The 21,693-nt window shown below is 61.0% G+C and carries 24 protein-coding genes and 3 pseudogenes; 11 read left to right on the top strand and 16 right to left on the bottom strand.

The window, feature by feature from the left end; translation table 11 throughout:
• The 3 genes and pseudogenes from ACK8OU_RS13355 to ACK8OU_RS13345 form a co-directional block, all read right to left on the bottom strand.
• A pseudogene (locus tag ACK8OU_RS13355) lies at positions 1-506 on the bottom strand (hypothetical protein); the annotation flags it as partial.
• A complete protein-coding gene (locus ACK8OU_RS13350) occupies positions 503-817 on the bottom strand; it encodes a hypothetical protein (protein WP_410303907.1) in 315 nt (104 codons plus the stop codon). The pseudogene ACK8OU_RS13355 and the gene ACK8OU_RS13350, both read right to left, overlap by 4 nt.
• A 72-nt stretch (positions 818-889) precedes the next feature.
• The gene (locus tag ACK8OU_RS13345) at positions 890-1,513 is read right to left on the bottom strand and encodes a nucleotide-binding domain-containing protein (RefSeq protein ID WP_410303906.1); all 624 of its coding nucleotides are present in this window, start codon (positions 1,511-1,513) and stop codon (positions 890-892) included.
• A 487-nt stretch (positions 1,514-2,000) separates the two neighbouring features.
• Here ACK8OU_RS13345 and ACK8OU_RS13340 point away from each other — a divergent pair, with 487 nt between their 5' ends.
• Positions 2,001-2,261 (top strand): hypothetical protein, encoded by a 261-nt coding sequence (locus ACK8OU_RS13340; protein WP_410303905.1) that lies wholly within the window; start codon positions 2,001-2,003, stop codon positions 2,259-2,261.
• 75 nt (positions 2,262-2,336) lie between these two features.
• Here the strand turns inward: ACK8OU_RS13340 and rpsT are convergent, their stop codons facing one another.
• The 3 genes from rpsT to mutM form a co-directional block, all read right to left on the bottom strand.
• Positions 2,337-2,603, bottom strand: coding sequence for a 30S ribosomal protein S20 (gene rpsT / locus ACK8OU_RS13335; protein ID WP_410303904.1), 267 nt, complete (start codon positions 2,601-2,603; stop codon positions 2,337-2,339).
• 161 nt (positions 2,604-2,764) lie between these two features.
• On the bottom strand, positions 2,765-3,541 hold the full coding sequence (locus tag ACK8OU_RS13330; protein WP_410303903.1) for an enoyl-CoA hydratase: 777 nt from the start codon (positions 3,539-3,541) through the stop codon (positions 2,765-2,767).
• A gap of 77 nt (positions 3,542-3,618) precedes the next feature.
• Positions 3,619-4,464, bottom strand: coding sequence for a bifunctional DNA-formamidopyrimidine glycosylase/DNA-(apurinic or apyrimidinic site) lyase (gene mutM, locus ACK8OU_RS13325; protein WP_410303902.1), 846 nt, complete (start codon positions 4,462-4,464; stop codon positions 3,619-3,621).
• Positions 4,465-4,539: 75 nt separating this feature from the next.
• Between mutM and ubiE the strand changes: the two genes are divergently transcribed.
• Entirely contained in the window at positions 4,540-5,292 is a 753-nt protein-coding gene (ubiE, locus tag ACK8OU_RS13320; RefSeq protein WP_410303901.1) for a bifunctional demethylmenaquinone methyltransferase/2-methoxy-6-polyprenyl-1,4-benzoquinol methylase UbiE, read from the top strand.
• A complete protein-coding gene (ubiB, locus tag ACK8OU_RS13315; RefSeq protein WP_410303900.1) occupies positions 5,292-6,821 on the top strand; it encodes a 2-polyprenylphenol 6-hydroxylase in 1,530 nt (509 codons plus the stop codon). Before ubiE ends, ubiB begins: the two co-directional genes overlap by 1 nt.
• Positions 6,822-6,823: 2 nt before the next feature.
• On the opposite strand, the gene ACK8OU_RS13310 is transcribed toward ubiB, so the two are convergent.
• Complete coding sequence (locus ACK8OU_RS13310; protein ID WP_410303914.1) at positions 6,824-7,462, bottom strand: flagellar hook capping FlgD N-terminal domain-containing protein; 639 nt, start codon at positions 7,460-7,462, stop codon at positions 6,824-6,826.
• A 36-nt stretch (positions 7,463-7,498) separates the two neighbouring features.
• Entirely contained in the window at positions 7,499-9,472 is a 1,974-nt protein-coding gene (locus ACK8OU_RS13305; protein ID WP_410303899.1) for a flagellar hook-length control protein FliK, read from the bottom strand.
• Positions 9,473-9,543: 71 nt separating this feature from the next.
• On the opposite strand from ACK8OU_RS13305, the gene ACK8OU_RS13300 reads away from it, so the two are divergent.
• From ACK8OU_RS13300 to ACK8OU_RS13270, 7 genes and pseudogenes are all read left to right on the top strand, one after another.
• Positions 9,544-9,831: a rod-binding protein gene (locus ACK8OU_RS13300; protein ID WP_410303913.1), complete on the top strand. Its 288-nt coding sequence runs from the start codon at positions 9,544-9,546 to the stop codon at positions 9,829-9,831.
• Positions 9,821-10,168 carry a hypothetical protein gene (locus ACK8OU_RS13295; RefSeq protein WP_410303898.1) on the top strand — a complete coding sequence of 116 codons (348 nt, stop codon included), beginning with the start codon at positions 9,821-9,823 and terminating at the stop codon, positions 10,166-10,168. Before ACK8OU_RS13300 ends, ACK8OU_RS13295 begins: the two co-directional genes overlap by 11 nt.
• A 209-nt stretch (positions 10,169-10,377) precedes the next feature.
• The gene (locus ACK8OU_RS13290) at positions 10,378-11,607 is read left to right on the top strand and encodes a flagellin N-terminal helical domain-containing protein (RefSeq protein ID WP_410303897.1); all 1,230 of its coding nucleotides are present in this window, start codon (positions 10,378-10,380) and stop codon (positions 11,605-11,607) included.
• A 98-nt stretch (positions 11,608-11,705) separates the two neighbouring features.
• Entirely contained in the window at positions 11,706-12,068 is a 363-nt protein-coding gene (gene flaF / locus ACK8OU_RS13285) for a flagellar biosynthesis regulator FlaF (RefSeq protein ID WP_410303896.1), read from the top strand.
• Positions 12,065-12,469 carry a flagellar biosynthesis repressor FlbT gene (gene flbT / locus ACK8OU_RS13280; RefSeq protein WP_410303895.1) on the top strand — a complete coding sequence of 135 codons (405 nt, stop codon included), beginning with the start codon at positions 12,065-12,067 and terminating at the stop codon, positions 12,467-12,469. The genes flaF and flbT overlap by 4 nt, the downstream gene beginning before the upstream one ends.
• Positions 12,466-13,284, top strand: a complete 819-nt coding sequence (locus ACK8OU_RS13275; RefSeq protein ID WP_410303894.1) for a DUF1217 domain-containing protein — start codon at positions 12,466-12,468, stop codon at positions 13,282-13,284. Before flbT ends, ACK8OU_RS13275 begins: the two co-directional genes overlap by 4 nt.
• Before the next feature lie 161 nt (positions 13,285-13,445).
• Positions 13,446-14,206: pseudogene (locus ACK8OU_RS13270) on the top strand (tyrosine-type recombinase/integrase).
• Positions 14,207-14,210: 4 nt separating this feature from the next.
• Here ACK8OU_RS13270 and ACK8OU_RS13265 read toward each other — a convergent pair.
• A complete protein-coding gene (locus tag ACK8OU_RS13265; protein ID WP_410303893.1) occupies positions 14,211-14,519 on the bottom strand; it encodes a type II toxin-antitoxin system RelE/ParE family toxin in 309 nt (102 codons plus the stop codon).
• Positions 14,506-14,751, bottom strand: coding sequence for a type II toxin-antitoxin system ParD family antitoxin (locus ACK8OU_RS13260; protein ID WP_410303892.1), 246 nt, complete (start codon positions 14,749-14,751; stop codon positions 14,506-14,508). The genes ACK8OU_RS13265 and ACK8OU_RS13260 overlap by 14 nt, the downstream gene beginning before the upstream one ends.
• Positions 14,752-14,848: 97 nt before the next feature.
• Here ACK8OU_RS13260 and ACK8OU_RS13255 point away from each other — a divergent pair, with 97 nt between their 5' ends.
• Positions 14,849-15,001: a hypothetical protein gene (locus tag ACK8OU_RS13255; protein WP_410303891.1), complete on the top strand. Its 153-nt coding sequence runs from the start codon at positions 14,849-14,851 to the stop codon at positions 14,999-15,001.
• 10 nt (positions 15,002-15,011) lie between these two features.
• Here ACK8OU_RS13255 and ACK8OU_RS13250 read toward each other — a convergent pair.
• From ACK8OU_RS13250 to ACK8OU_RS13225, 6 genes and pseudogenes are all read right to left on the bottom strand, one after another.
• Positions 15,012-15,937: pseudogene (locus ACK8OU_RS13250) on the bottom strand (IS3 family transposase).
• 456 nt (positions 15,938-16,393) lie between these two features.
• A complete protein-coding gene (gene bktB, locus ACK8OU_RS13245; RefSeq protein WP_458524355.1) occupies positions 16,394-17,599 on the bottom strand; it encodes a beta-ketothiolase BktB in 1,206 nt (401 codons plus the stop codon).
• 69 nt (positions 17,600-17,668) lie between these two features.
• The gene (locus tag ACK8OU_RS13240) at positions 17,669-18,601 is read right to left on the bottom strand and encodes an SDR family NAD(P)-dependent oxidoreductase (protein WP_410303890.1); all 933 of its coding nucleotides are present in this window, start codon (positions 18,599-18,601) and stop codon (positions 17,669-17,671) included.
• Positions 18,602-18,607: 6 nt separating this feature from the next.
• Positions 18,608-19,375: an SDR family NAD(P)-dependent oxidoreductase gene (locus tag ACK8OU_RS13235; protein ID WP_410303889.1), complete on the bottom strand. Its 768-nt coding sequence runs from the start codon at positions 19,373-19,375 to the stop codon at positions 18,608-18,610.
• Positions 19,376-19,397: 22 nt separating this feature from the next.
• Entirely contained in the window at positions 19,398-20,468 is a 1,071-nt protein-coding gene (locus ACK8OU_RS13230) for a phosphotransferase family protein (RefSeq protein ID WP_410303888.1), read from the bottom strand.
• 1 nt (position 20,469) lies between these two features.
• A complete protein-coding gene (locus tag ACK8OU_RS13225) occupies positions 20,470-21,675 on the bottom strand; it encodes an acyl-CoA dehydrogenase family protein (RefSeq protein WP_410303887.1) in 1,206 nt (401 codons plus the stop codon).
• Positions 21,676-21,693 lie beyond the last annotated feature (18 nt).

Below are 21,693 nucleotides of genomic sequence, written 5' to 3'. Positions count from 1 at the left end.
AGGTGGTGGGTCATGACCACGGTTGGGCCTTCATATGGGGCGCGCAGGGCGGTGAGCAGCGCAGCCTTGTCCTGCGCGTGGCGATCCAGCATGTCGGCAACGGTAAAGCGGGTATCGGGCGCGGTGCGAATGGCGCGGTAGTCCTGCATGTAGGCCGAGACCATAATCCGCGCGAGGTCGTCGAACTCGGGGTAGAGTTGCAGATCCGTCCAGAGCGTCGCGCCGATGATGCGGACGCCTGCGATCTCGATGGTCGCGCCATGCAGCACGCGGATGTCGAGGCCTTCGGCGCGCAGATCAGCAAGCTGGCGCTCCTCCTCGGCCAGCGCGAAGAGCAGCACATCGAGGTTCGTTACGCCCAGTTCCGTGGCCTTGCGCATGATCTCGACATGCACACTCGTCGGGACGCGGAGTTCCATCACCGTGTCAGGGTCAAGTTCGGGGTTCTCGCGCAGAAAATCCAGCCACGCTGTCATGTTCTGCACTTTTTCGGCTGTCGTGGTCATAGCTTCATGTCCGAAGGTTGGGTTGCTGCGTCCAGGGTTCCGTCGATCTGTGGTCGAGCGGCAGTGCGATCCTGAACCATCAGATTGTAGTCGATCAGCCGGAAGGTCATGGTGATCGTCTCGGTGCCTTTCGTCCGGTATTCAGCGACATAGCTCATCCCGCATTTGCGCTCCTCGCCGAGAACCGGGGCAATACGGTAATCGAACCGGCCCTCGGACGGCAGGCCGTGGGCGCAGGCTTCAAAGAAGGGATCAGTGGGTTCTCGGGCATCGGGATCGGCTCGTAAGCGCGATCCAGAGCCCACCGCCACATCCTGTCATCCCTGTCCGGCAGGTTAGACGGCGGACCGTAGAGGCCCTCCAGCTGCGCCAACAACGCTGCTTTATCCGGCCCATCCCCGGTGGCGACACGCACCTCGCGGCGGATCGCGGTCACGACCGGCTTCCCGCCCGGTGTTCACGACCTGCCAGTAGACCTTGAAACGCCCGGTCACCGTCGTGTCCGCCTCAAAACGCAGACTGCAATTTCTGGGAAGCGGTGCGCCATTGCTCACGAAGTTCTGCGGCCTGAAACCCTGCTGCGTAAAGGTCGCCGCACGAATAGTCACGCGGCCTTCCGCAGCCTGCGGCCATCGCGGCTTTCGCATGTAGGCTGGCGCAAGGACGAGATTGACCGCACGGACCAGGCGCGCGGGAACACCCGGCCTTCTGGCCGGATTGCGACGCCCCAGTGCGCGTTCGACCAAACCCTGCCCTATGCGTCCGCTGAGGACGGCGCCGACACCGTCTGTAGTGAGCGCCTGATGTGCCGATGCGAAATCGCTGCGGGCCTGCTGAAGCCACTCATGGAATGCATCCCGACGCTCAGAGTGCTCTTCCCACTTGTCAGCAAAATTTTCCTCGGGGTCGGCCGGGTTTTCGACCCAGTCCACGCCATCGCGGCGGGTAATGTACCGGTCCATTCCCTGAAGGATCGAGAGCAGCGCATCGGATATCCCAATCTGCAATTCTCGCGATCTTGTCGGAAACCAGCTGAATTACTCCAGCGAACATGACAAGGTTAATATCTCCATCGCGATCAAGCTTAAGCCACACCCCAAATACAAGCACGCGAGGGTCAAGGCTTGGAGTCAAATCCCCTTCGATTATGTAGATGCTCGTATTGAGTTCAAAGCTCTGCTCCTTCGTCTATATGAACAATATGTAGATAGCGCCATCTTCCAAGGGCAAGCGCTTGACCCCAAAACATACGAAAGGGTTTTGGCAGGAAGGGATGTTGTTCCCGCAAAAGTAGTGGATGGGTTGCGGACGCCTTGGGACGCAGAGTTCTATGTCGGAGCGACATGGGGTGACCATCCTCCGCTCGATCAAGAAGAGTTACCAAGCGTTCGAGAATTCGCTGACTAGCACCTGAAGCTGAGCAAGACGCAAACTTCAGCCTAAATCGCCTCTCGAGCACATTCCGATCAGTCACTGAGAAGGTCGCCACTTTGCTTGGCGGCCTTTTTTGATGTTGCGAAAGACAATCTGATTCCAGTGGCACATTCTTTGATTCCGAGCATTAGCCACTTCAATGATTTCAGGCAGTTAAGCATGGCCTGCCCGTATGAAATCTTGATTCGTCACACCAGTTTTGTAATGACAAAATCCGCGACGCAGCCTCGGGCGCGTCGCGGATTTTGCCGTTTGAAGGTGGCTTTGGTGCTGGCTGCGCGCAAGGGGTATGTCCCGGGGCATGTCCCGGGCCTGCGCTGACGTTCTGCGGCATCGGAACGAAAAAGGGACGCGCCTGGGTGGCGCGTCCCTTTGAAATTTGCTTGCTCCGCCGGATCAGGCGTTCAGCGATTTCACGCGCGCCGACAGGCGGGATATCTTGCGCGCAACGGTGTTCTTGTGCAGCACACCCTTGGTCACGCCACGGGCCATTTCCGGCTGGGCCGCGCGCAGCGCCGCAACGGCGGCTTCGGCGTTGCCCGAGGCGATGGCTTCTTCGACTTTGCGGATAAAGGTGCGGATGCGCGAACGGCGCGCCTTGTTCACGTCATTGCGGCGCTCGCTCTGACGGGCGCGTTTTTTGGATTGGGGCGTATTAGCCATGGTATTTCCCACTTCCCGGGTCTGTTACAATTCGATTGCGCAACAAAGCCCGGTTCTTCCAGGAAACCGGATGATTCTAGCCTGAGCGGGCTTCACGCGCATGTAAGCGGCGTCCTTACGGCAAATTCCGTCAGAAGGGAAGCCCTAACCGACGGAACGGCCTACTTGTCGCGGAACTGGGGTTCACGCTTTTCCAGGAAGGCGGACATGCCCTCTTTCTGATCTTCGGTCGAGAACAGCGCGTGGAACACCCGGCGTTCGAACAGGATACCTTCGCTCAGCGTGGTTTCATAGGCGCGGTTCACCGTCTCTTTCACCACCATAGCGGTCAGCGCGGATTTCTCGGCGATCTTGCGAGCTGCGGCCATGGCCTCGGGGATCAGCTTGGCTACGGGCACCACGCGCGACACAAGGCCTGCGCGTTCCGCCTCGGCGGCATCCATGAAACGGCCCGTCAGGTGCATGTCCATCGACTTGGACTTGCCGACAAACCGGGTCAGCCGTTGCGTGCCGCCGATACCGGCCACGACGCCCAGGTTGATTTCAGGTTGCCCGAATTTCGCCGTTTCCGAACAGATGATGAAATCGCACATCATCGCCAGTTCACACCCACCGCCCAGCGCGTAGCCCGACACGGCCGCGATGACCGGCTTGCGGGTCTGGGTGATCCGCATCGACTCTGTGCCGAAGAAATCGGTCCAGAACATGTCGACAAAGGTCTTTTCCGACATTTCCTTGATGTCGGCCCCGGCGGCAAAGGCCTTTTCCGAACCGGTGATGACGATGCAGCGCACCTTTTCATTCGCATCCGCGGCCTTCAGCGCATCGCCCAATTCGCCCAGCAGTTGCGAATTCAGGGCATTAAGCGCCTCGGGACGGTTAAGGCGGATCAGCGCGACGTAATCTTCGATCTCGACGATCAGGGTCTGGTAGGCCATGTTGCGATGCCTTTCCTTCTGTTCGGGGCAAGTCCTATCAGGACCGCCCCGATTATCAAGTCATCTCTGACAGCCCGTCATTTTTGGCATGTCGGGCAGAAGAAACTGGACCGGCCCGATTGTACGATCCGGCGGATCGGTGTGGCGCAGGTCTGGCACGGTTCGCCCTCGCGGTCATAGACGCGGAAGGCGTGCTGGAAATACCCCAATTCGCCATCCGCCTGGCGGTGATCGCGCAAGGACGAGCCGCCCGCCTCGATCGCCTCGGCCAGTACGTCGCGGATGATCGGGACCAGCCCGGCCACCCGGTGCGCGGCGATACGACCGGCCTGGCGGCGGGGGTCGATCCCGGCGCGATGAAGCACCTCGGAGACGTAGATATTTCCCAGCCCCGCCACGATTCGCTGATCCAGCAGCGCGGCCTTGATCGGGGTGGCGCGACCCTTCAGCCTTTCGACCAGATAGGCTTCATGAAAGGCATTTCCGAAAGGCTCGGGCCCCAGGCCCGCCAGCAGCCAATGGGCATCTTCCCGATCCGTCCGCACCAGATCCATCGCGCCAAAGCGACGCGCATCATTGAAGGTGACACGCGCCCCGCCTGCCATGTGCAACACCACATGGTCGTGTTTCTGCGGTGCGGGATGGTCCAGATGAAAGCCACCCAGCATGACGCCGGACACCAGCATCCGCCCCGACATGCCAAGATGGATCAGCAGGCTTTCACCCGTATCCAGATCGGCCAGAATGTATTTCGATCGCCGCCGCAGCCGGTCCACCCGCGCGCCGGTCAGCCGTTCGCCCATGCGTTCGGGCAGGGGCCAGCGCAGATCGGGGCGGTTGACCTCGGCCCGTTCGATCACCGCGCCTTCCATGGCCGGCAAAAGACCCCGGCGGACGGTTTCAACCTCGGGCAGTTCGGGCATCGTCTCTCCTGTCGCATTGTCTTGGGCGCTGGGGCCCCTATAAGAAGGGGGACAATTCAGGATCGGCAAGGGCTCATGAACGACGGGCAGGACAAGACCACGCATTTCGGCTTCCAGACGGTAGAGGAAGGCGCGAAGGCTGGCATGGTGCATGGCGTGTTTTCGCGCGTGGCCTCGAAATACGACATCATGAACGACCTGATGAGCGTGGGCATCCATCGCTTGTGGAAGGATGCCATGATGGATTGGCTGGCGCCGCGGCCGGGGCAACGGTTGCTGGACGTGGCGGGGGGCACGGGCGACGTGGCCTTCCGGTTCCTGAAACGGGCGCCCGGCGCGACGGCGACCGTCTGCGACATGACCGAGCCAATGCTGATCGAGGGGCAGAAGCGCGCCGAGGCCGAGGATATGGCCGACCGGCTTTCCTGGGTGGTGGGCGATGCCATGGCGCTGCCGTTCGAGGACAATTCCTTTGATGTCTACACCATCAGCTTTGGCATCCGGAACGTGACCCGCATCCCCGATGCCCTGCGCGAGGCCTATCGCGTCCTGCGCCCGGGGGGACGGCTGATGGTGCTGGAATTCAGCCAGATCCCGAATGACATGCTGCAATGGCTCTATGACCGCTATTCCTTTAACGTCATTCCGGTGATGGGCCAGATTGTGGCGAATGACCGCGATAGTTATCAATATCTTGTGGAATCGATCCGGAAGTTCCCCGATCAGGACACCTTTGCCGCGATGATCCGCGAGGCCGGTTTCGCCAATGTCAAATACCGCAACCTGACCCTGGGCATCGCCGCCCTGCATTCGGGCTGGAAGATCTGATGCGCGGGCCCCACAACATCTGGCGGCTGATCCGTACCGGGGCAACCTTTGAACGCACCGGCGCGATGAAGGTCGCGCTTGAGGCGATGGAGGTGACCCCGCGTCTGCGGTTCGTCGCCCGGATCATGGGTTGGCCGTTCAAATGGCTGGGCTACCGCGGCGACCCCGCCCTGCCGCCGGTGACTCGCGCGATCACCGCGCTTGGCCCCGCCTACATCAAGTTCGGGCAGGTTTTGTCGACCCGGCCGGATGTGGTCGGGCAGGAGCTGGCCGATCAGTTGCGCGTGCTGCAGGACAAGCTGCCGCCCTTTCCCGTCACCGTCGCCAAAGCCGCGATCGAGGCGGATCTGGGGCAGCCGGTCGACCGGCTGTTCATGGATTTTTCTGAACCCGTCGCGGCCGCCTCGATCGCACAGGTGCATTCTGCCCGGCGCGCCGATACGGGTGAAAAAGTTGCGATCAAGGTGCTGCGCCCGGGGATCGAGCGCGCCTTCCGGCGTGATCTGGACGCGTTCCATTTTGCCGCCAGGATGATCGAGATGCTGTCCCCCGCATCGCGGCGCCTGCGCCCGTCGGATGTGGTTGCGCATTTCGAAGGCGTGGTCATGGGGGAACTGGACCTTCGGCTTGAGGCTGCGGCGGCTTCGCAATTTGCGGCCAATACGGAAAAGGACCAGGGATTCGCCGTTCCCCGCCCGCACTGGCACCTGTCCAGCCGGCGGGTGATGACGATGGGCTGGGCCGAAGGCCTGCCGCTGGGGGATGTGGCTGCCATTCGGGCGGCGGGGCTTGACCCGGTGGCGCTGTCGGAACGCGTGCTGCAGCTGTTTTTGCGCCATGCGCTGCGCGACGGGTATTTCCACGCGGACATGCATCAGGGCAATCTGAAGGCGGCCGCGAATGGCGATGTCATCGCCTATGACTTCGGGATCATGGGCCAGATCGACGAATATACCCGCAGGGTCTATGCCGAGATCCTGATGGGGTTCATTCGCCGCGATTATCGGCGGGTTGCCGAGGTGCATTTTGAGGCGGGCTATGTCCCGGCCGATCGCGACGTGAACGAATTCGCGCTTGCCCTGCGCGCCGTGGGTGAGCCGATTTTCGGCATGGATGCGACGCATATCTCGATGGCGCGCCTTCTGGCCTATCTTTTTGAGGTCACCGAGCGGTTCGGGATGCAGACGCGGACGGAACTGATCCTGCTGCAGCGGACCATGGTTGTTGTCGAAGGTGTTGCACGATCGCTGAACCCCTCGATCAACATGTGGGAAGTCGCGCATCCCGTGGTGGAAAGTTATATTCGCGAAAATCTGGGCCCCCGCGCTGCGCTGCGCGACATGGTGCGAACGCTTCAGGTGCTGGCGCGCTTCGGACCCCGTTTGCCTGCCGCGGTCGAGAACGCCCTTGATCGGCAAGGAGGCATCGCGCCCGAAGCCCCCCGGCAACGATCGCGCGATGCCTGGGTCTTGGCAGCGATGGGAATGGCAATATTTCTGATCGGGTTGATCGTCGGCGAAGTCCTTTAAGATCATTGCGGTTGGCGCAGGGCGGTGACATCGGCGGCCGAAACCGTTGCGCCCCCCCGCAGGACCAGTACCGTCCCTTCCGGTGTGCCGCGCGCTTCAAGGATTTCAGCATAGACATCGACCGGGTTCGAGGACAGCAGGACGCCGGAATTGTAGCTTTCGATCTCAAAGGAATAGATCCCGGCGGGCAGCAGGGAACCGTTCAGGCGGCTGCCGTCCCACTGGATCGGCGCGTCGGAAACGGCAAGCGGGTCGCGCGCGACCGTGTTCCCGGATGCATCCTTGACGACGAGGATCGCCTGATCAGCGCCCGTCGCCGGATTGGGGGCAAGGGTCAGGGGCGCACCGTCGAAAGCCACCGGTGCCGCGGCCCGCGCTTCCAGTCCGACCCAACCGGCCAGTTGCGAGATGCCGGCAACACCCATCTGCGCGGCCAGGCCTTCCAGCAGCTGGTTTGTGCGCACCTGCTGTTCGACCCCTGAAAAAGTCGCAAGCTGCACCGCATAATCCGAGCTTTCTATTGGATTAAGCGGGTCCTGATTCTGCATCTGCGTTGTCAGCATGAGCAGGAAAGTCTGAAAATCCGAACTGATCATTCCGCCAGCGGGCTTTTCCTGCGGCGTCTGGGCAGAGGTTGGCATCGAAGCCGGGGAAATGGCAGTAACCATGGTTGCCTCTTACATTCTCAAGTCGAGGCCGTGCGCCAACAAAGGCGCAGCAGAGCCGGAAGATCGTACCGTCGCAGGCATCAGATCGGTTGCCAGATCGGGTGGGGGCGTGGGTTGTGCCTGTCCATCGCGTTGCATCAACTGCCCCTGTCGGCGCTCAGCAGGGTTCCCGAAATCAAAGGTGATCGCAGCATAGCCCAGTTCCCGAAAATCGCGGGCAAGTTGTTCGATGTGTCGTCGCATCAGGTCAAGCGTTTCCGAACGCTCGGCCTGGACCGAAACCGTGATCCCCAGGTCGGTTGTATGCAGCGTCATGCGAACCTTGCCCAATTCTTCGGGCGCCAGCGATAGTTCAACCGAGCTTTCGACAGGTTGCGCAAGCGCCACGGTCATCTGTCGCCCGATCGATTGCGCGACTTCGGAAGCCGGTGCCCCGAAGGCCGTCGGTGTGCCCCCCGAAGCATTTTGCGTGAATGACGACGCCTGTGCGGCCCGGTCCGTCATTGGTAGCATTGGTTCCGGGCGTTCTGTCCCGGGGGGCGTGTCAAAGGCTGTCCTTGCAGGCGTGGGATCCGCGGCTTCAAGCTGGCGCGTCAAGCCGGGAAGACCAGATCCAAGTGGTGCTTCCCGTGCGGGACGGTCATCCAGTGATGGTGGGGCGGGCATGGTGGGCGGATCGACCGCGTCGTCAGGGGGCAAGTCGGGCGCAGGCGTGGGCGCCGGGGAAGCCTGAGGTGTGGGAAAGCCCATCCTTTGTGGCGGCGGCGCGTGCGTCGTTTTGCCTCCTTCCGCGACCGTTGGGGCGGGCACCTCAGCCGTTGCAGGAATTCTGGTGTCTACCCTTGAATCCGGTTGCGTGATTGATGGGTGCATGATTTGGGCGGGCGGGGGCATGGCCTTTGTCTGTGATTCAGCCGGCGCCGATACCGCGTTGCCCGTGTCGTCACGCGTTTCCTGGCCCGCAGGATAGTGTGGGGATGTGTCGGTTGCTGCATTTGCCCCCGATGAAACAGAGGTTGGGATCCGGCGGTGGGGGCGGGCCTCTGCCGCGGGGCGATGATCCTGCGGATTGACGGCGGTTCTGTTCACCTGTGCGGCGGTTTCGCCAAGGTCCCTGCCTGGCTGTTCCATCGCATCCCACCCGGGCAGCCGACGCCCCTTGCCGCCTTCATCACGACCGCGGTTCACCGCATCTGGATTCGCCTCCGCCGTCACCCGATCCGAAGAAGGGCGGGGGGCTGCGTGTTCGGGTGGGCTGTATGGCGTATTGGCCGCGCCGTGCGGCGTTTCCGGGACGGGGATGCTATGGGCATCGCCACGCGCGGGGGATGATGGTTCGTCAACGCCTTCCGGCTGCGGCTCGGCGGGTTGCGCCAGACCCGTTGCCTGCGAATCATCCAGCGTCTGGCCCTGCGCATCCGGTGTTCCCGCATCGCTTTCCATGAACGTCGCGGCCGGTTGCGGGGCTATGTCCTGCACCATTTCCAGCTGCTGCGGCCTGGGAAAAAACGGCTGTGGTGTCAGTGCACAGGATGTCCCAGCGTTCAGTGTCGCGACCGGATCGATCGGTTTCAGGGGGGCGGCAAGGGGGAGGTTGCCGGTCCCATGCCGGGCCACGCGGTTTTCGACAAGGGCGTAGATCGGTGCATCCGCGTCCTCGGGACAAATTTCTGTTGTGCCGAGGGCTTTATCGGTTGCCCCATCGGGCGTGCCCGCGGCGGGCCGCAGAATGCATGCATTTTCCAGCGCCGACACAAGCGCAGTCAGCGAATCGGAGGTAACCTGCAAGATCGGCGGTGCATCAGACGCCCTGATTTGCCCCGTTTCTTTTGCCAGAAAGGGTTCAAAAGCGGATGCGCCTTCCGGCAAAAGCCCTGTCACGGCCCCGGGTCGAAATCCACGGGTGACATCTGATTTGCCGAATTCTGCGGAAACGAACGGGTCCATGATCCTCATAACTTCTGTCGATGACGGGACGATCATGCCAGCAGGAGGTTACCGCTTCTTTACCTCAACAGGGCAATAACTGCGGATATCATCATCAAACCGGAGATATTTCCGTGAAAATCCCCCCTCATCTGCCGATGGTACCCCGGAAGGCGCCTGAACAGGCGCCGTCGTTGCGCGACAAGGCCGTGGCCCTGGAGGCAGAGTTCCTGACCGAGATGCTGCGCCATGCCGGCCTGGGAGAATCGTCCAGCACCTTCGGCGGTGGCATTGGCGAGGAACAGTTTGCCTCATTCCTGCGCCGCGAACAGGCGACTGCACTGGCCCATGCCGGTGGGATCGGCCTGGCAGAAACATTGTTCAAAGCCCTGGGGAAATCAAACCATGACCACTGATCCGAAAACAGACCCGATCGGGGACCTTGAAGATGTCCTGCGCATGGAACGCAACGCGCTGTTGAATGGCGATCTTGACCAGATCGCCATGATCGTTGAGCGCAAGCAGCGGGTCTTTGAAACGCTGGAAGGTGCAGATCGCACGCGCCTGGCGGGATTGATGCAGCTTGCCGAGGATAATCAGCAGCTTGTGTCGGCCGCACTGAAGGGGATTCGCGCCGCGCAACTGCGGTTGTCACAGATCAGAAACGCGGCATCCAGCCTTGCAAGCTATGACAAGAACGGCCAGGCGCGCACGATCGGCGCAGAGACCCCGTCGTTGGAGCGGCGGGCGTAAACCAATTTATGAAAATGCAGCCTAACTTGGCGCTGTAAGGGATTGGATCTTAGCAAAGAATTAGGCCTTGCCGCACAAGGTGACCCTGCATCCAAGAGATGGCGCGGCGCTGAAAATCCATCGCCGCATTGGTCAGAACACCATGAGTAGCGCCGCAGGCGCGATTTCACAAACCGGGCGCAAAGCGTCCCTTCCGTAAAGGACATGGTATGTCTAGCATTCTGACGAACACGAGCGCGATGGTTGCGCTGCAAACTCTCAAGGGCATCAACTCGGGGCTGGCCAAGACGCAGTCTGAAATCTCGACCGGCAAATCGGTCAGCTCGGCCAAGGACAATGCCGCAGTCTGGGCGATTTCAAAGGTGATGGAATCGGACGTCAAGGGCTTTTCCGGCATCTCGGACAGCCTTGCTCTGGGCGAATCGACCGTTGCCGTGGCGCGCAAGGCGTCGGAAACGATCACCGATCTGCTGACGCAGATGAAGGGCAAGATCGTCGCAGCCCAGGAAGACAACGTCGATCGTGAAAAGATCCAGACGGATATCACCGCCCTGAAGGATCAGATCGCATCGGTGGTGGGTGCTGCCCAGTTCAACGGCCTTAATCTTGTCGACGGAAGCTCCAGCGCAGACATTCTGTCCTCGCTGAACCGGGATTCCTCCGGGAATGTGACCGCTTCGAAAATCTCTGTTGCTGGTGTCAACTTCGCGCAGGGTGGATACATTGCGAAGGATGTTTTTGCGACATCTGCTGGCGTCTCGACCGCTGCAGATAGCGCCGCCGGCCCGCTTGATGCGGCAGGTGGCACTGCGAACATCGTAATCAACGGTGCCGCAAGCGGTACCGATTCTGACGGCAATTCGGTGACCCTGGCTGCCGGTGATAAGTTGAACGTCACGATCGGGGGCAAGACCGCAACCTACACCGTGACCGACGATGATCTGGCGCAAACCGATGTTTCGGACGCCATTGCCGCTGGTTTGAAGACGGCAATCGACTCTTTGGGGGTCGAAGGCATTTCCGTTGATTTTGATGCCGCCAATGACCAACTGGTGCTGACCAATGATGGCACCACGGATCTATCGTTTGCCGCGTCATTCAAGAATGCGGGTTCGGGTGATCTTGCCAAGCTCGACACGATTGATGTGACAGATGAGACGACGTTGGGTGCACAGCTTTCCGACATTGAGACCATGATCGACGGCGCGATCAAGGCGGCGGCTGACTTTGGTTCGGCTGAAGCGCGAATTGGCGCACAAGCCGAGTTCATCTCGAGCCTGGCGGACTCTCTCAAATCCGGCATCGGTGCATTGGTGGACGCGGATATGGAAGAGGCTTCTGCGCGTCTTCAGGCCCTGCAGACGCAGCAGCAGCTTGGCATTCAGTCGCTTTCCATCGCGAACCAGCAGCCGCAGAACATTCTGTCCCTGTTCCGCTGACTTCTGGAGGGGGGCGTCGATCGGGCGCCCCCTTTGTCGGCAAAGCCGCAAAATAGTGCATTCAGCCACTGGAAGGACTTCCCGTGAACGCAACCCTCATGGCCAAAACGGCCTATGCCGCCCCTGGCGTTCCAACCCGAACCCCACGCGGTACCGAATACGAGATTTTCGCACGCATTACGCATAGGCTGCAAACCGCCAAGGATCTTGGACCACTCGGCTTTTCGGCGCTTGCTCGCGCAATTTATGAAAATCGTCGCTTGTGGACTGCGCTTGCGGCAGATGTGGCAGATCCGGGAAACAAGCTCCCCGCGCCGCTTCGTGCTCGCCTTTTTTATCTCGCTGAGTTCACACAAAACCATAGCAGGCAGGTCCTGTCGGGAAAAGTGTCGGTCGACATCCTGATTGAGATCAACACTGCAGTCATGCGGGGGCTACGCCAAGAAGGAAATAATGCATGACCGGTCTTGTCCTGAAGCTGGCGCCGAAAGAGCGTGTTTTGATTAACGGTGCTGTTATCGAAAATGGGGAACGGCGATCCCGTCTCGCGATAATGACGCCGAATGCTTATATCTTGCGGCTAAAAGACGCAATTCATCCGGCCGAGGTAAACACCCCTGTGCGTCGTGTGTGTTATATTGCCCAACTTGTTTTGTCCGGGGATGTCGACCCGACCGACGCGAAGATGCAGCTCGTGCGAGGCATAGAGCAATTAAGCCAGGTGCTCACCGATCACGACAGCAGGTCTCAGCTTGCGTATGCGACAGCCGCAGTTCTGGAAGATCAGCACTATCAGGCCCTTAAGGCGTTGCGCACACTGCTGCCCCGAGAGGAGCGACTGTTTGCCGCAGCTAAAGAATGATTTACCGTCCTGTCATTCCAACTGGCGGTTTCGCAGGGTGGAAATTTCTAAAACGAACACAATCTTCACAAATTGAGACGTTCTCTAACTCATCCATTGCTCGCAGGGATGAGTTATATTTCCGAGACAAAATTCGGTATGTTTCTACCCCTGAGAAACTTGTTTCTGATAGAAGACTTCTCAAGGTGGCATTGGGTGCGTTTGGCCTGGATGAGGATATTAATAATAAGTTCTTCATCGGCAAAGTTCTAAAAGAGGGAACTCTGGATGGAGCTTCTTTTGCAAACAAACTTTCGGACAAGAGGTATTTTGCTCTATCAAAATCCTTTGGCTTCGGAGATATTTCGCCGCCACGTACGCAGCTATTAGATTTCGCAGATGAAATCATAAATCAATACAGGAGTCGGCAGTTTGAGATAGCTGTAGGTGAGGTTGATATTAATATGCGACTTGCGATGGCAGCGCAGCGAGAAATTTCAGAAATTGCGGTAAAATCTGTTACGCCCCGATCGAAGTGGTATTCAGTGATTGCATCACCTTCATTGAGCAATGTTTTCCAAGTATCGCTGGGTTTGCCGGAAAGCGTTCGCGCACTGAACATAGACCAACAAGTTGAAATTTATGCGAGCAAGTCTAAAGTGGTTTTTGGATCAGACGATCCCGGGCACTTTGAGTCCCGGGAAAATATTGAAGCTCTTGTGCAAAGATTTTTTCTTCGCTCTGAAAGCATGCGTGCTTCTGGAATGTCTCGGGACGCAGCTGCACTTGCTCTTTTGCAGGGGGCGCAGCAAAATAGAATTAATCTGAGATTATAGGCGCGGAACCCCTATTGGGGTGCGCGCCTGGCTCCAATAATGAAACTATTATCGGAGGCAAAGAGTATAGGCTTGGGGCCATGTGAAAAACGCAGCAGAAATCGCCTTCAGCCCCGCCAGATCGCCCCGAACACAACGAACAGGACGAGAGCGCAGCGCCGCTGGACGACGCTACCACCCTGCCGTCGCATCTTGCCGGGCCTGATGCGCTGGACCGGTTGGTGCAGACGGCACGCGGATATGCGCAGGCGGCCGCATCTGAAAACACGCTGAAAGCCTATGCCAAGGACTGGGGCCACTTTGCCCGCTGGTGCTGGATGCGCGGGGCGAACCCCTTGCCCCCGTCGCCCCAGATGATTGGTCTTTACATCGCCGACCTGACAGCGCCGGACCAGGCGGTTGCGGCGCTGTCGGTGTCCTCTATCGAACGGCGGCTTTCCGGGCAGTCCTGGGGCTATGCGCAGCGCGGCGAACGGCTGGAACGCAAGGCGGCACATCGCCAGCGTTTTGGCCGGCATTCGGCGCAAACACGCCCGCCCTCCGGCGCAGAAAGAGGCGATCCTGCCCCGTTCATGCGCTGTCCCAATGGCTGCACTATGCCAAGATCGACTTCGGACCGATCTTCGTTGCCGTCTCTCGCAACAGGCTGAAGGCCACCGCAGAGCGGCTTTCCGACAAGCATGTGGCCCGGCTGATCAAATCCTGCGTCCGCGAGGCGGGCCTGCGCCCTGAGTTTTTCGAAAAAGCCCGCATCGCACTTTTCTCAGGCCACTCGCTGCGCGCGGGCCTCGCCAGCAGCGCTGAAGTCGACGAACGCTATATCCAAAAGCAACTCGGCCACGCCAGCGCCGAAATGACCCGCCGCTACCAGCGCAGACGTGACAGGTTCAGGATCAACCTCACAAAGGCCGCAGGGTTTTAATTTCTTAGACCTCGTTCAGAAAAGCCATCAGGTTTTGACGCGCATGAAGGATCCGGATGATTTCGACCCCCTGCCCTTCCCGCAGATAGATCACCAGATGCGATCCAATAGGATGAATATGCACCGGCGGCGTGAATTCTTCACGTTCCCGGGCCATCTCGGGATACTCGGAGAGAAAATCAAAGAGTGCAAAGAGGCTATCCGCATAGTGCTCGGCTTGCCTTAAGCCCCATTTCGCTGAGCCTTCCATCCAGATGTCCGCAAGATCGGCTTCAGCCGCAGGCCGGATGGTCCAGCTGCTATTTTGTGGCATGGCCAGCCCGCATTCGGGCCTTGAAGGCCTCACGATCAAGCGGACGTGCCAGCCCACTGGCGAGGCCCGTATCGACGGCGGCTTGGATTTCCATGATCGCCTCCTTCTGTATCTGATCGCGGCGGATCAGATCGCGAACGTAGTCGCTGGAATTGGCATAGCGGCCGGACTTCGCCTGGTCTTCGACCCAAGATTTCATAGGGTCCGGTAGCGAGATATTCATGGTACCCATAGCAGTCTCCTTCACGGAAAGAGTATGGCAAAGTTTGCCAATGTGCAATCCGAGCGTCCCTGCCCACTCCAACAAAGCGGTCGTTTATTGACTGCATATGAAACTGCATGCTCTCGAACGCGGCCTGAACTTCGTGCGGGTTCTGATCACCCGCTACGAGAACACCGACGGCCCACAGGTCCAGATTTCGTCTCTGCTTCGGACGGTCCTTGGCGATGCAGTGAACCGCGCCGGGTTTGCAGGAGGCTGATTTTCGTTAGCTACGCGGCCATGTCTTCAGTTTCCAGCGCCGCGTAGAAGTTGGCCTCGGCTTCTGTCGGCGGGATGTTTCCGATGGGCTCCAGCAGGCGGCGGTTGTTGAACCAGTCGACCCATTCCAGCGTCGTGTATCCGACGGCTTCGAAGCTGCGCCACGGACCGCGGCGGTGGATGACCTCGGCCTTGTACAGCCCGTTGATCGTCTCGGCCAAGTCGTTGTTGTAGCTGTCACCGACGCTGCCTACCGACGGCTCGATCCCGGCCTCGGCAAGGCGCTCGGTGTATTTGATGGACAGATACTGACTGCTGCGATCGCTGTGATGGGCCAGCCCCGTTCCTTTCCCGGGGCGGCGATCATGCCCGCCTGTTCCAAGGCATCGATTGCGAACCCAGCGTGAGCCGAGGTGCTGACGCGCCAGCCGACGAACTTTCGGGCATAGGCATCGATGACGAACGTCACATAGACGAACCTCTTCCACGTTGCGACGCAGGTGAGGTCCGAAACCCAGAGCACGTTAGGTGCGGGCCCCCGAAATTGCCGGTTCACCTTGTCCAGCGGACACGGCGGCTTCTTGTCGGGGATCGTCGTCCTGTGCGGCCTGCCCCGGATAATGCCTTGAATACCCATATCCTTCATCAACCTTGCGACTGTGCATCGGGCGACACCAAACCCTTCCCGGGCAAGCTACCGCCTGACCTTGCGGACGCCATAGTCCCGCCAGTTCTCTTCGAAGACGCGTCGGATCGGCTGCTGTCGACCTCCATCTTCTTGACCCAGGTCGTTCAGCGTGTTCGCCGAACAGCCGATCTTCGCTGCAATCGATGTGATCGCCTGCCAGCGAGAGCCGTGCTGGACTTCGCTGTCGAGAACCATCCGCACGGCCCGCTCACGCACTTCAGGGGAAAACTTGTTCGTCGTCTTGCTCATGATGCTCCATCCTACTCAAGAGTTGGAGCCTCCGACAAAACCGGCGCGGTTCAATATGCCTTAGGCGCTGAGCCTGTCGTGAGGTGCGGCGCGCAAACGGGGCGGCGACCGAAGACTCGTGATCAGAAAAGGTATCCCGGCTACAGTTCGAATTGGAGCATCGCCATCGACAAACCCTGAGTTCGACCGACACAGCTTTGCCATGTGCGAGAAAGTCCTCGATCCGACGACGTCTCTATCCATATCCATGTCGCCGGCTGGAACGCATACCACAGCTAGGACAGGTGCCGGTGGTGCCAGCCTGCAAGACACAACCCACGGGCCAGCCTCGGCTTGAATGACCTCATCCACCTGCACCCTATCGGACGGCGCCCAATCCTTCTTTGAAACCACAAACCAGCCCCCCCAAATCGCCATATCTCAGGGTGGTTCTGCCACACAGATTGAGGATGACCCCTATTTTCTTTTGATGGCTTCGACCACCACGGCAATACCCTGGCCGCCTCCGATACACATCGTCGCCAAACCGTAGCGACCGCCAATGCGCCGCAGTTCATGGCAGAGCTTCACCAGAATGATCGCACCTGACGCACCGATGGGATGGCCAAGCGCGACAGCGCCCCCATTCGGGTTGACCTTGTCGTCGGAAAATCCAAGCTCTGCGCTTACCGCACAGGCTTGTGCTGCGAAAGCCTCATTGGATTCGATCACGTCCAGATCATCAACCGTGATCCCGGCGCGCGCCAGAGCTTGACGCGTTGCCGGAACCGGGCCCATACCCATCATATCGGGTGCTACCCCACCAAGCCCTGTCGCGACGATCCGGGCCAGTGGCGCAAGGTCGCGTTTTTCTGCCAGTTCTTCCTCCATCAGAAGAACCGCCGCGGCGCCATCGTTCAGACCAGATGCATTTCCGGCAGTCACGCCGCCATTCTTGATGAAAGCGGGCCGCAACCTTGCAAGGTCGTCAATCGTGACATTCGGGCGAACATGTTCATCGGTGTCAAACACCCGCTCTGAACGACCAACCCTGACCGTCATCGGCAGGATTTGATCCCTGAACCGGCCTTGTGCGATCGCCGCGGCGGCGCGGTGGTGGGAACGGACAGCAAAGCTATCCTGAGCAAGCCGGCTGATGCCTGAGCGGTCAGCAACGTTCTCGGCGGTAACACCCATATGCCCGTTGCCGAAAGGGTCGGTCAATGCACCGACCATCATGTCGATTGCGGCTACATCCCCCATTTTCTGACCATTCCGTACCTGGGTCAGAAGATGCCCGGCCCGGCTCATGTTTTCTGTTCCCCCCGCCAACACCACGTTGGCCTTGCCCAGTGCGATCTGCTCAGCGCCGGTCACGACGGCCTGCAGTCCAGAGCCACACAGCCGGTTCAGCGTCAACGCGGGTGAGGTGTCCGGGATACCTGCCCGGATCGCGACAACCCGGCTTACATACATGTCCTCGGGCGCGGTGTGGATCACATTGCCGAAGATGGTCTGGTCAACCTCGCTTGCCGCTATGCCGGCCCGCGTGATTGCCTCCCGCGCGACGGCCGCGCCGAGATCGCAGGGCGACATACCCGACAGTGCGCCACCGAAGTCACCGATCGCCGTGCGGACACCGGCTGCGATTACAACATTTCTGGCCATGAAGATGATTCCCAAGTTTGAAGGTTTTGCCGGTCAGATCCGGTGGCGTCAGCCGCGCGACGGTCCGCGCGGCGTCTGGTTGCCTCAGGTCGGGGTGTAGCCGTCGGCCACGATGATCGGCAGATGGGTCCAGTTCTTGCCATCGGGCAGGCGCATCCAGGCGCCCGCCGCCAGCGCGCCGCCATCCACCAGGATCGTGTGGCCGGTGGTCCAGCCCGACAGCCGCTCGGACGCCAGATACAGCGCCGCGCCCGCCGAATCCTGGCCCTTGCCAAAGCGGCCGATCGGGAACCAGCGGCTGACATAGTCGCGGTTCGACGGCGGCACGCGGCTGTCGGCGGTGATCTGGGCGGTGTCGGTGGTTTCCGGCGCGATCGCGTTCACGCGGATGCCGTCCTGCCCCAGTTCCACCGCAAGGCTTTGCGTAAATCCGGTGATCGCCGCCTTGAAGGCCGAATAGACCACGGTTTTCGGGATGCCGCGGAACGCCTCGATCGTCGAGACGTTGATGATGCTGCCGCCCGCGCCCGAGGCCTTCATCAGCGGCAGCGCGGCCTTGGTCATGCGGAACATGTGCAGCAGGTTGACCTGATACAACTGGTCCCAGTCCTCTTCGGTGGTGTCGACAAAGTAGTTCTGGATCCGCAGGAAATCGCCCACGTTGTTCATCAGCACATCCAGCTGCCCGTGCCGGTCTGCGATGGCCGAGACGATGCGCCCGGCATCCGCGGCGCGGCGCACGTCGGCCTCAAGGATCAGGTGGTCAGGGAAGGCGTTACGCAGCGTGGCGCAGCGGGCGGGGTCGATTTCCGCGATGACCAGTTTCATGCCCGCGCGGGCGAACATGTCCGCGGTGGCCCGCCCGATGCCCGCGCCGCCGCCAGTGATAAGTGCGACCTTGCCTTCCAGGCCCAGAATGTCGCGGTCGTTTGCCGTCATTGTGATCTTCCCCTGCGCTTCTTGCCGGTCCTGCTTGCCCGGCCCCGCACCGATGCTGACATGGTCGTAGGCGCTCACCACGGGTCAGACATGATAGCCGCCATCAACGTTGATCACCTGCCCGGTGACAAAGCCCGCCCGCGATGAGGCAAGGTAGCTGACGGCCTCGGCCACGTCGATCGGCTTGCCCCAGACCTTTAGCGGCACATTGGCGGCTGCGGTGTCGATGTATTTCTGGTCGATATGGCCCAGCCGGATCAGTTCGGGCTGCTGGCCTGCATCGATCATGCCAAGCGCCACGCCATTGGCGCGCACGCCATGGCGTCCCTCTTCCTTGGCGACGCCCTTCATCACCGCGTGAACGGCGGCTTTGGGCACCACCGAAAGTCCGTCGGCGGGGGCATAGCGGAACTGCGCCGCGCTTTGGATCGCGGTGATCGACCCGCGCGTTTGGCGCAGGTGGGGCAGGGCGTAATGCACGACGTTGAAGAAGCCGAAGGCATCCTGCATCAGGTGCTTTTTCATCAGCGCGGGCTCGATCCGGCTGAGGTGGATCAGCGGCACCAGCGGCCCCGCGGCATAAACCAGCGTATGGATGCCACCTCCGGCCGCGACGGTGTCGATCAGCGCGGCGACGGCCTCGGGGTCTTCGATGTTGATCTGGTGGGTGCTGGCGGTGCGGCCTTCGGCACGGACCATCTCGGCGGCGGCATTGGCGCGGGCCTCGTTGCCAAACCAGGTCAGCGCCACATCGCAGCCGTCACGGGCCAGTACGCGGCAGATCTCGGCGCCGACGCCGCCACTGCCGCCGATGACAAGCGCCATGCCAGAGTGCGGGAAAAGCGGGGTCATTCGGGCATCCTTTCGATAGGGGTCAGGCAGACATGGCCCGTTCGGCATGCGCCCAGGCCAGATTGGCAACGGGTTCGGCCAGCGCACCGGCGGTCCGCGCATGGGGGTTCGAGGCGTTCCCGTCCAGGTCGCGCTTGGCCACGCCCTGACGGATCGCGGCCACGCGGAACAGACAAAACGCCAGATAGATGTTCCAGTCACGCTCGCTGACCGCCTGTTGTCCGGTCGCGGCCAGATAGGCATCGCGGTAGGCGGTGGCATCGGGGATGCCAAGGGCGGCAAGGTCCAGATCGGCCAGCCCGCGATAGGGCGCCTGCGGGAAATGCCAGGTCAGCGTGTGATAGGCGAAATCGGCCATCGGGTCACCGATCGTGGACAGTTCCCAATCGACCACCGCCAGGATGCGCGGCTCGGTCGGGTGGAAGATCATGTTGTCCAGCCGGAAATCGCCGTGGATCAGCGCGCTGCGCCGCTGCGCCGGCAGGTTTTGCGGCAGCCATGCGATCAGCCGGTCCATCGCCGCGATCACGCGCGTTTCCGAGGCGCGGTATTGCCGCGACCAGCGCGCCACCTGACGGGCGACGTAATCCTCGGGCTTGCCGAAATCCGCCAGCCCGGCGGCGTGGTGATCCACCTGATGCAGGCAGGCGATCACGCGGTTCATTTCGGCATAGATCGCGGCGCGTTCGGCCCCGTCCATGTCCGGCAGCCAGGGTTCCCAGAAGGTGCGCCCCTCGACGTAGTCCATCACATAGAACATCGTGCCGACAAGGCCGGGGTCGTCGCACAACAGCCGCGCCCCCGCGACCGGAACGCCCGACCCGCGCAGCGCCGAGATCACGCGGTATTCCCGATCCACCGCATGGGCCGAGGGCAGCAGCGCGCCGTCGGGCTTGCGCCGCAATACGAACCGGCGCTGCCCGTCGAAGGACAACAGCAGCGTCGGGTTGGATTGCCCGCCGCGAAAGCGGTCCAGCGTCAGCGTGCCGTCGCAATCGGGCAGGCGGGCGCGCAGCCAGACCTGCAGCCGCGCCACATCGATCGGGCTGTCGGGGGGCAGCGGCTCGGTGCCGATGAAATGCGCGGCCTCCATCCTAGGCCTCGGCGTATTTCTTCAATTCCAGCCGCCCGATCTGGTTGCGATGCACCTCGTCGGGGCCGTCGGCAAAGCGGATCTTGCGGGCATGGGCGTAGTAATGCGCCAGCAGGAAATCCTGCGATACGCCGGCCGCGCCATGCGCCTGGATCGCCCAGTCGATGACCCGGCAGGCCATGTTCGGCGCGGCGACCTTGATCATCGCGATCTCGGCCCGGGCGGCCTTGTTGCCGACGGTGTCCATCATATGTGCGGCCTTCAGCGTCAGCAGGCGCGCCTGGTCGATCATGATCCGCGATTCCGCGATGCGTTCCAGCGTGACGGTCTGTTCTGCGATCGGCTTGCCAAAGGCCACGCGCGCGGTGACGCGCCGGCACATCATTTCCAGGCAGCGTTCCGCCAGCCCGACCAGCCGCATGCAGTGGTGGATGCGGCCCGGCCCCAGGCGTCCCTGCGCGATTTCGAAACCCCTGCCCTCGCCCAGAAGGATATTGCTGGCGGGCACGCGGACGTTTTCGAAAGTGATCTCCATATGACCGTGGGGCGCGTCGTCATAGCCAAACACGGTCATCGCGCGCAGCACCGTGATGCCGGGCGTGTCGGTCGGCACCAGGATCATGGATTGCTGCTTGTGCTTGGGCGCGGTGGGGTCGGTCTTGCCCATGAAGATCATCAGCTTGCAATCCGGGTCGCCGACGCCGGAAATCCACCATTTGCGCCCGTTGATGACGTAATCATCGCCATCGCGCACGATCGAGGCCTGGATGTTCGTGGCATCCGACGAGGCCACCGCCGGTTCGGTCATCGCAAAGGCCGAACGGATCGTGCCGTCCAACATCGGCGGCAGCCAGCGGGCCTTTTGTTCCTCGGTGCCGTAGCGTTCGATGGTTTCAATATTGCCGGTGTCGGGCGCGGCGCAGTTGAAGATCTGGGGCGAGAAATGCACCCGCCCCATCACCTCGCACAGCGGCGCATATTCGACATTGGACAGGCCTGCGCCGTGGTGCGAATCCGGCAGGAACAGGTTCCACAGCCCCTGCGCGCGGGCCTTCTTTTTCAGCTCATCAACGATCGGCGGTGTGCGCCAGCGATCGGCGGCAACCTGTTCGTAATAGGTCTTTTCGTTGGGGTAGACGTGATCCGCCATGAACGCGTTCAGCGTGGTCAGAAGGGTTTTCGTCTTGTCGCTGTGATCGAAGTTCATGGCGGTCCGTCCGTTCAG

This window comes from Pontitalea aquivivens (assembly GCF_046507575.1).
In the GTDB taxonomy this organism is placed as follows: domain Bacteria; phylum Pseudomonadota; class Alphaproteobacteria; order Rhodobacterales; family Rhodobacteraceae; genus Pontitalea; species Pontitalea aquivivens.
The sequence above is the reverse complement of the archived record's forward strand: the minus strand, read 5'-3'. Positions and strand labels throughout refer to the sequence as shown.

What these genes read in the sequence shown, in the direction of transcription:
- ACK8OU_RS13330 (WP_410303903.1), bottom strand. Translation starts at nt 3,541, where the DNA reads ATGGCCTACCAGACCCTGATCGTCGAGATCGAAGATTACGTCGCGCTG.
- ACK8OU_RS13265 (WP_410303893.1), bottom strand. Translation starts at nt 14,519, where the DNA reads ATGCCACAAAATAGCAGCTGGACCATCCGGCCTGCGGCTGAAGCCGAT.
- ACK8OU_RS13295 (WP_410303898.1), top strand. Translation starts at nt 9,821, where the DNA reads ATGACCACTGATCCGAAAACAGACCCGATCGGGGACCTTGAAGATGTC.
- ACK8OU_RS13225 (WP_410303887.1), bottom strand. Translation starts at nt 21,675, where the DNA reads ATGAACTTCGATCACAGCGACAAGACGAAAACCCTTCTGACCACGCTG.
- ACK8OU_RS13275 (WP_410303894.1), top strand. Translation starts at nt 12,466, where the DNA reads ATGATTTACCGTCCTGTCATTCCAACTGGCGGTTTCGCAGGGTGGAAA.
- ACK8OU_RS13260 (WP_410303892.1), bottom strand. Translation starts at nt 14,751, where the DNA reads ATGGGTACCATGAATATCTCGCTACCGGACCCTATGAAATCTTGGGTC.
- ACK8OU_RS13290 (WP_410303897.1), top strand. Translation starts at nt 10,378, where the DNA reads ATGTCTAGCATTCTGACGAACACGAGCGCGATGGTTGCGCTGCAAACT.
- ACK8OU_RS13235 (WP_410303889.1), bottom strand. Translation starts at nt 19,375, where the DNA reads ATGACCCCGCTTTTCCCGCACTCTGGCATGGCGCTTGTCATCGGCGGC.
- flbT (WP_410303895.1), top strand. Translation starts at nt 12,065, where the DNA reads ATGACCGGTCTTGTCCTGAAGCTGGCGCCGAAAGAGCGTGTTTTGATT.
- mutM (WP_410303902.1), bottom strand. Translation starts at nt 4,464, where the DNA reads ATGCCCGAACTGCCCGAGGTTGAAACCGTCCGCCGGGGTCTTTTGCCG.
- ACK8OU_RS13255 (WP_410303891.1), top strand. Translation starts at nt 14,849, where the DNA reads ATGAAACTGCATGCTCTCGAACGCGGCCTGAACTTCGTGCGGGTTCTG.
- ACK8OU_RS13230 (WP_410303888.1), bottom strand. Translation starts at nt 20,468, where the DNA reads ATGGAGGCCGCGCATTTCATCGGCACCGAGCCGCTGCCCCCCGACAGC.
- ubiE (WP_410303901.1), top strand. Translation starts at nt 4,540, where the DNA reads ATGAACGACGGGCAGGACAAGACCACGCATTTCGGCTTCCAGACGGTA.
- ACK8OU_RS13310 (WP_410303914.1), bottom strand. Translation starts at nt 7,462, where the DNA reads ATGCCAACCTCTGCCCAGACGCCGCAGGAAAAGCCCGCTGGCGGAATG.
- ACK8OU_RS13305 (WP_410303899.1), bottom strand. Translation starts at nt 9,472, where the DNA reads ATGATCGTCCCGTCATCGACAGAAGTTATGAGGATCATGGACCCGTTC.
- ubiB (WP_410303900.1), top strand. Translation starts at nt 5,292, where the DNA reads ATGCGCGGGCCCCACAACATCTGGCGGCTGATCCGTACCGGGGCAACC.
- rpsT (WP_410303904.1), bottom strand. Translation starts at nt 2,603, where the DNA reads ATGGCTAATACGCCCCAATCCAAAAAACGCGCCCGTCAGAGCGAGCGC.
- flaF (WP_410303896.1), top strand. Translation starts at nt 11,706, where the DNA reads ATGGCCAAAACGGCCTATGCCGCCCCTGGCGTTCCAACCCGAACCCCA.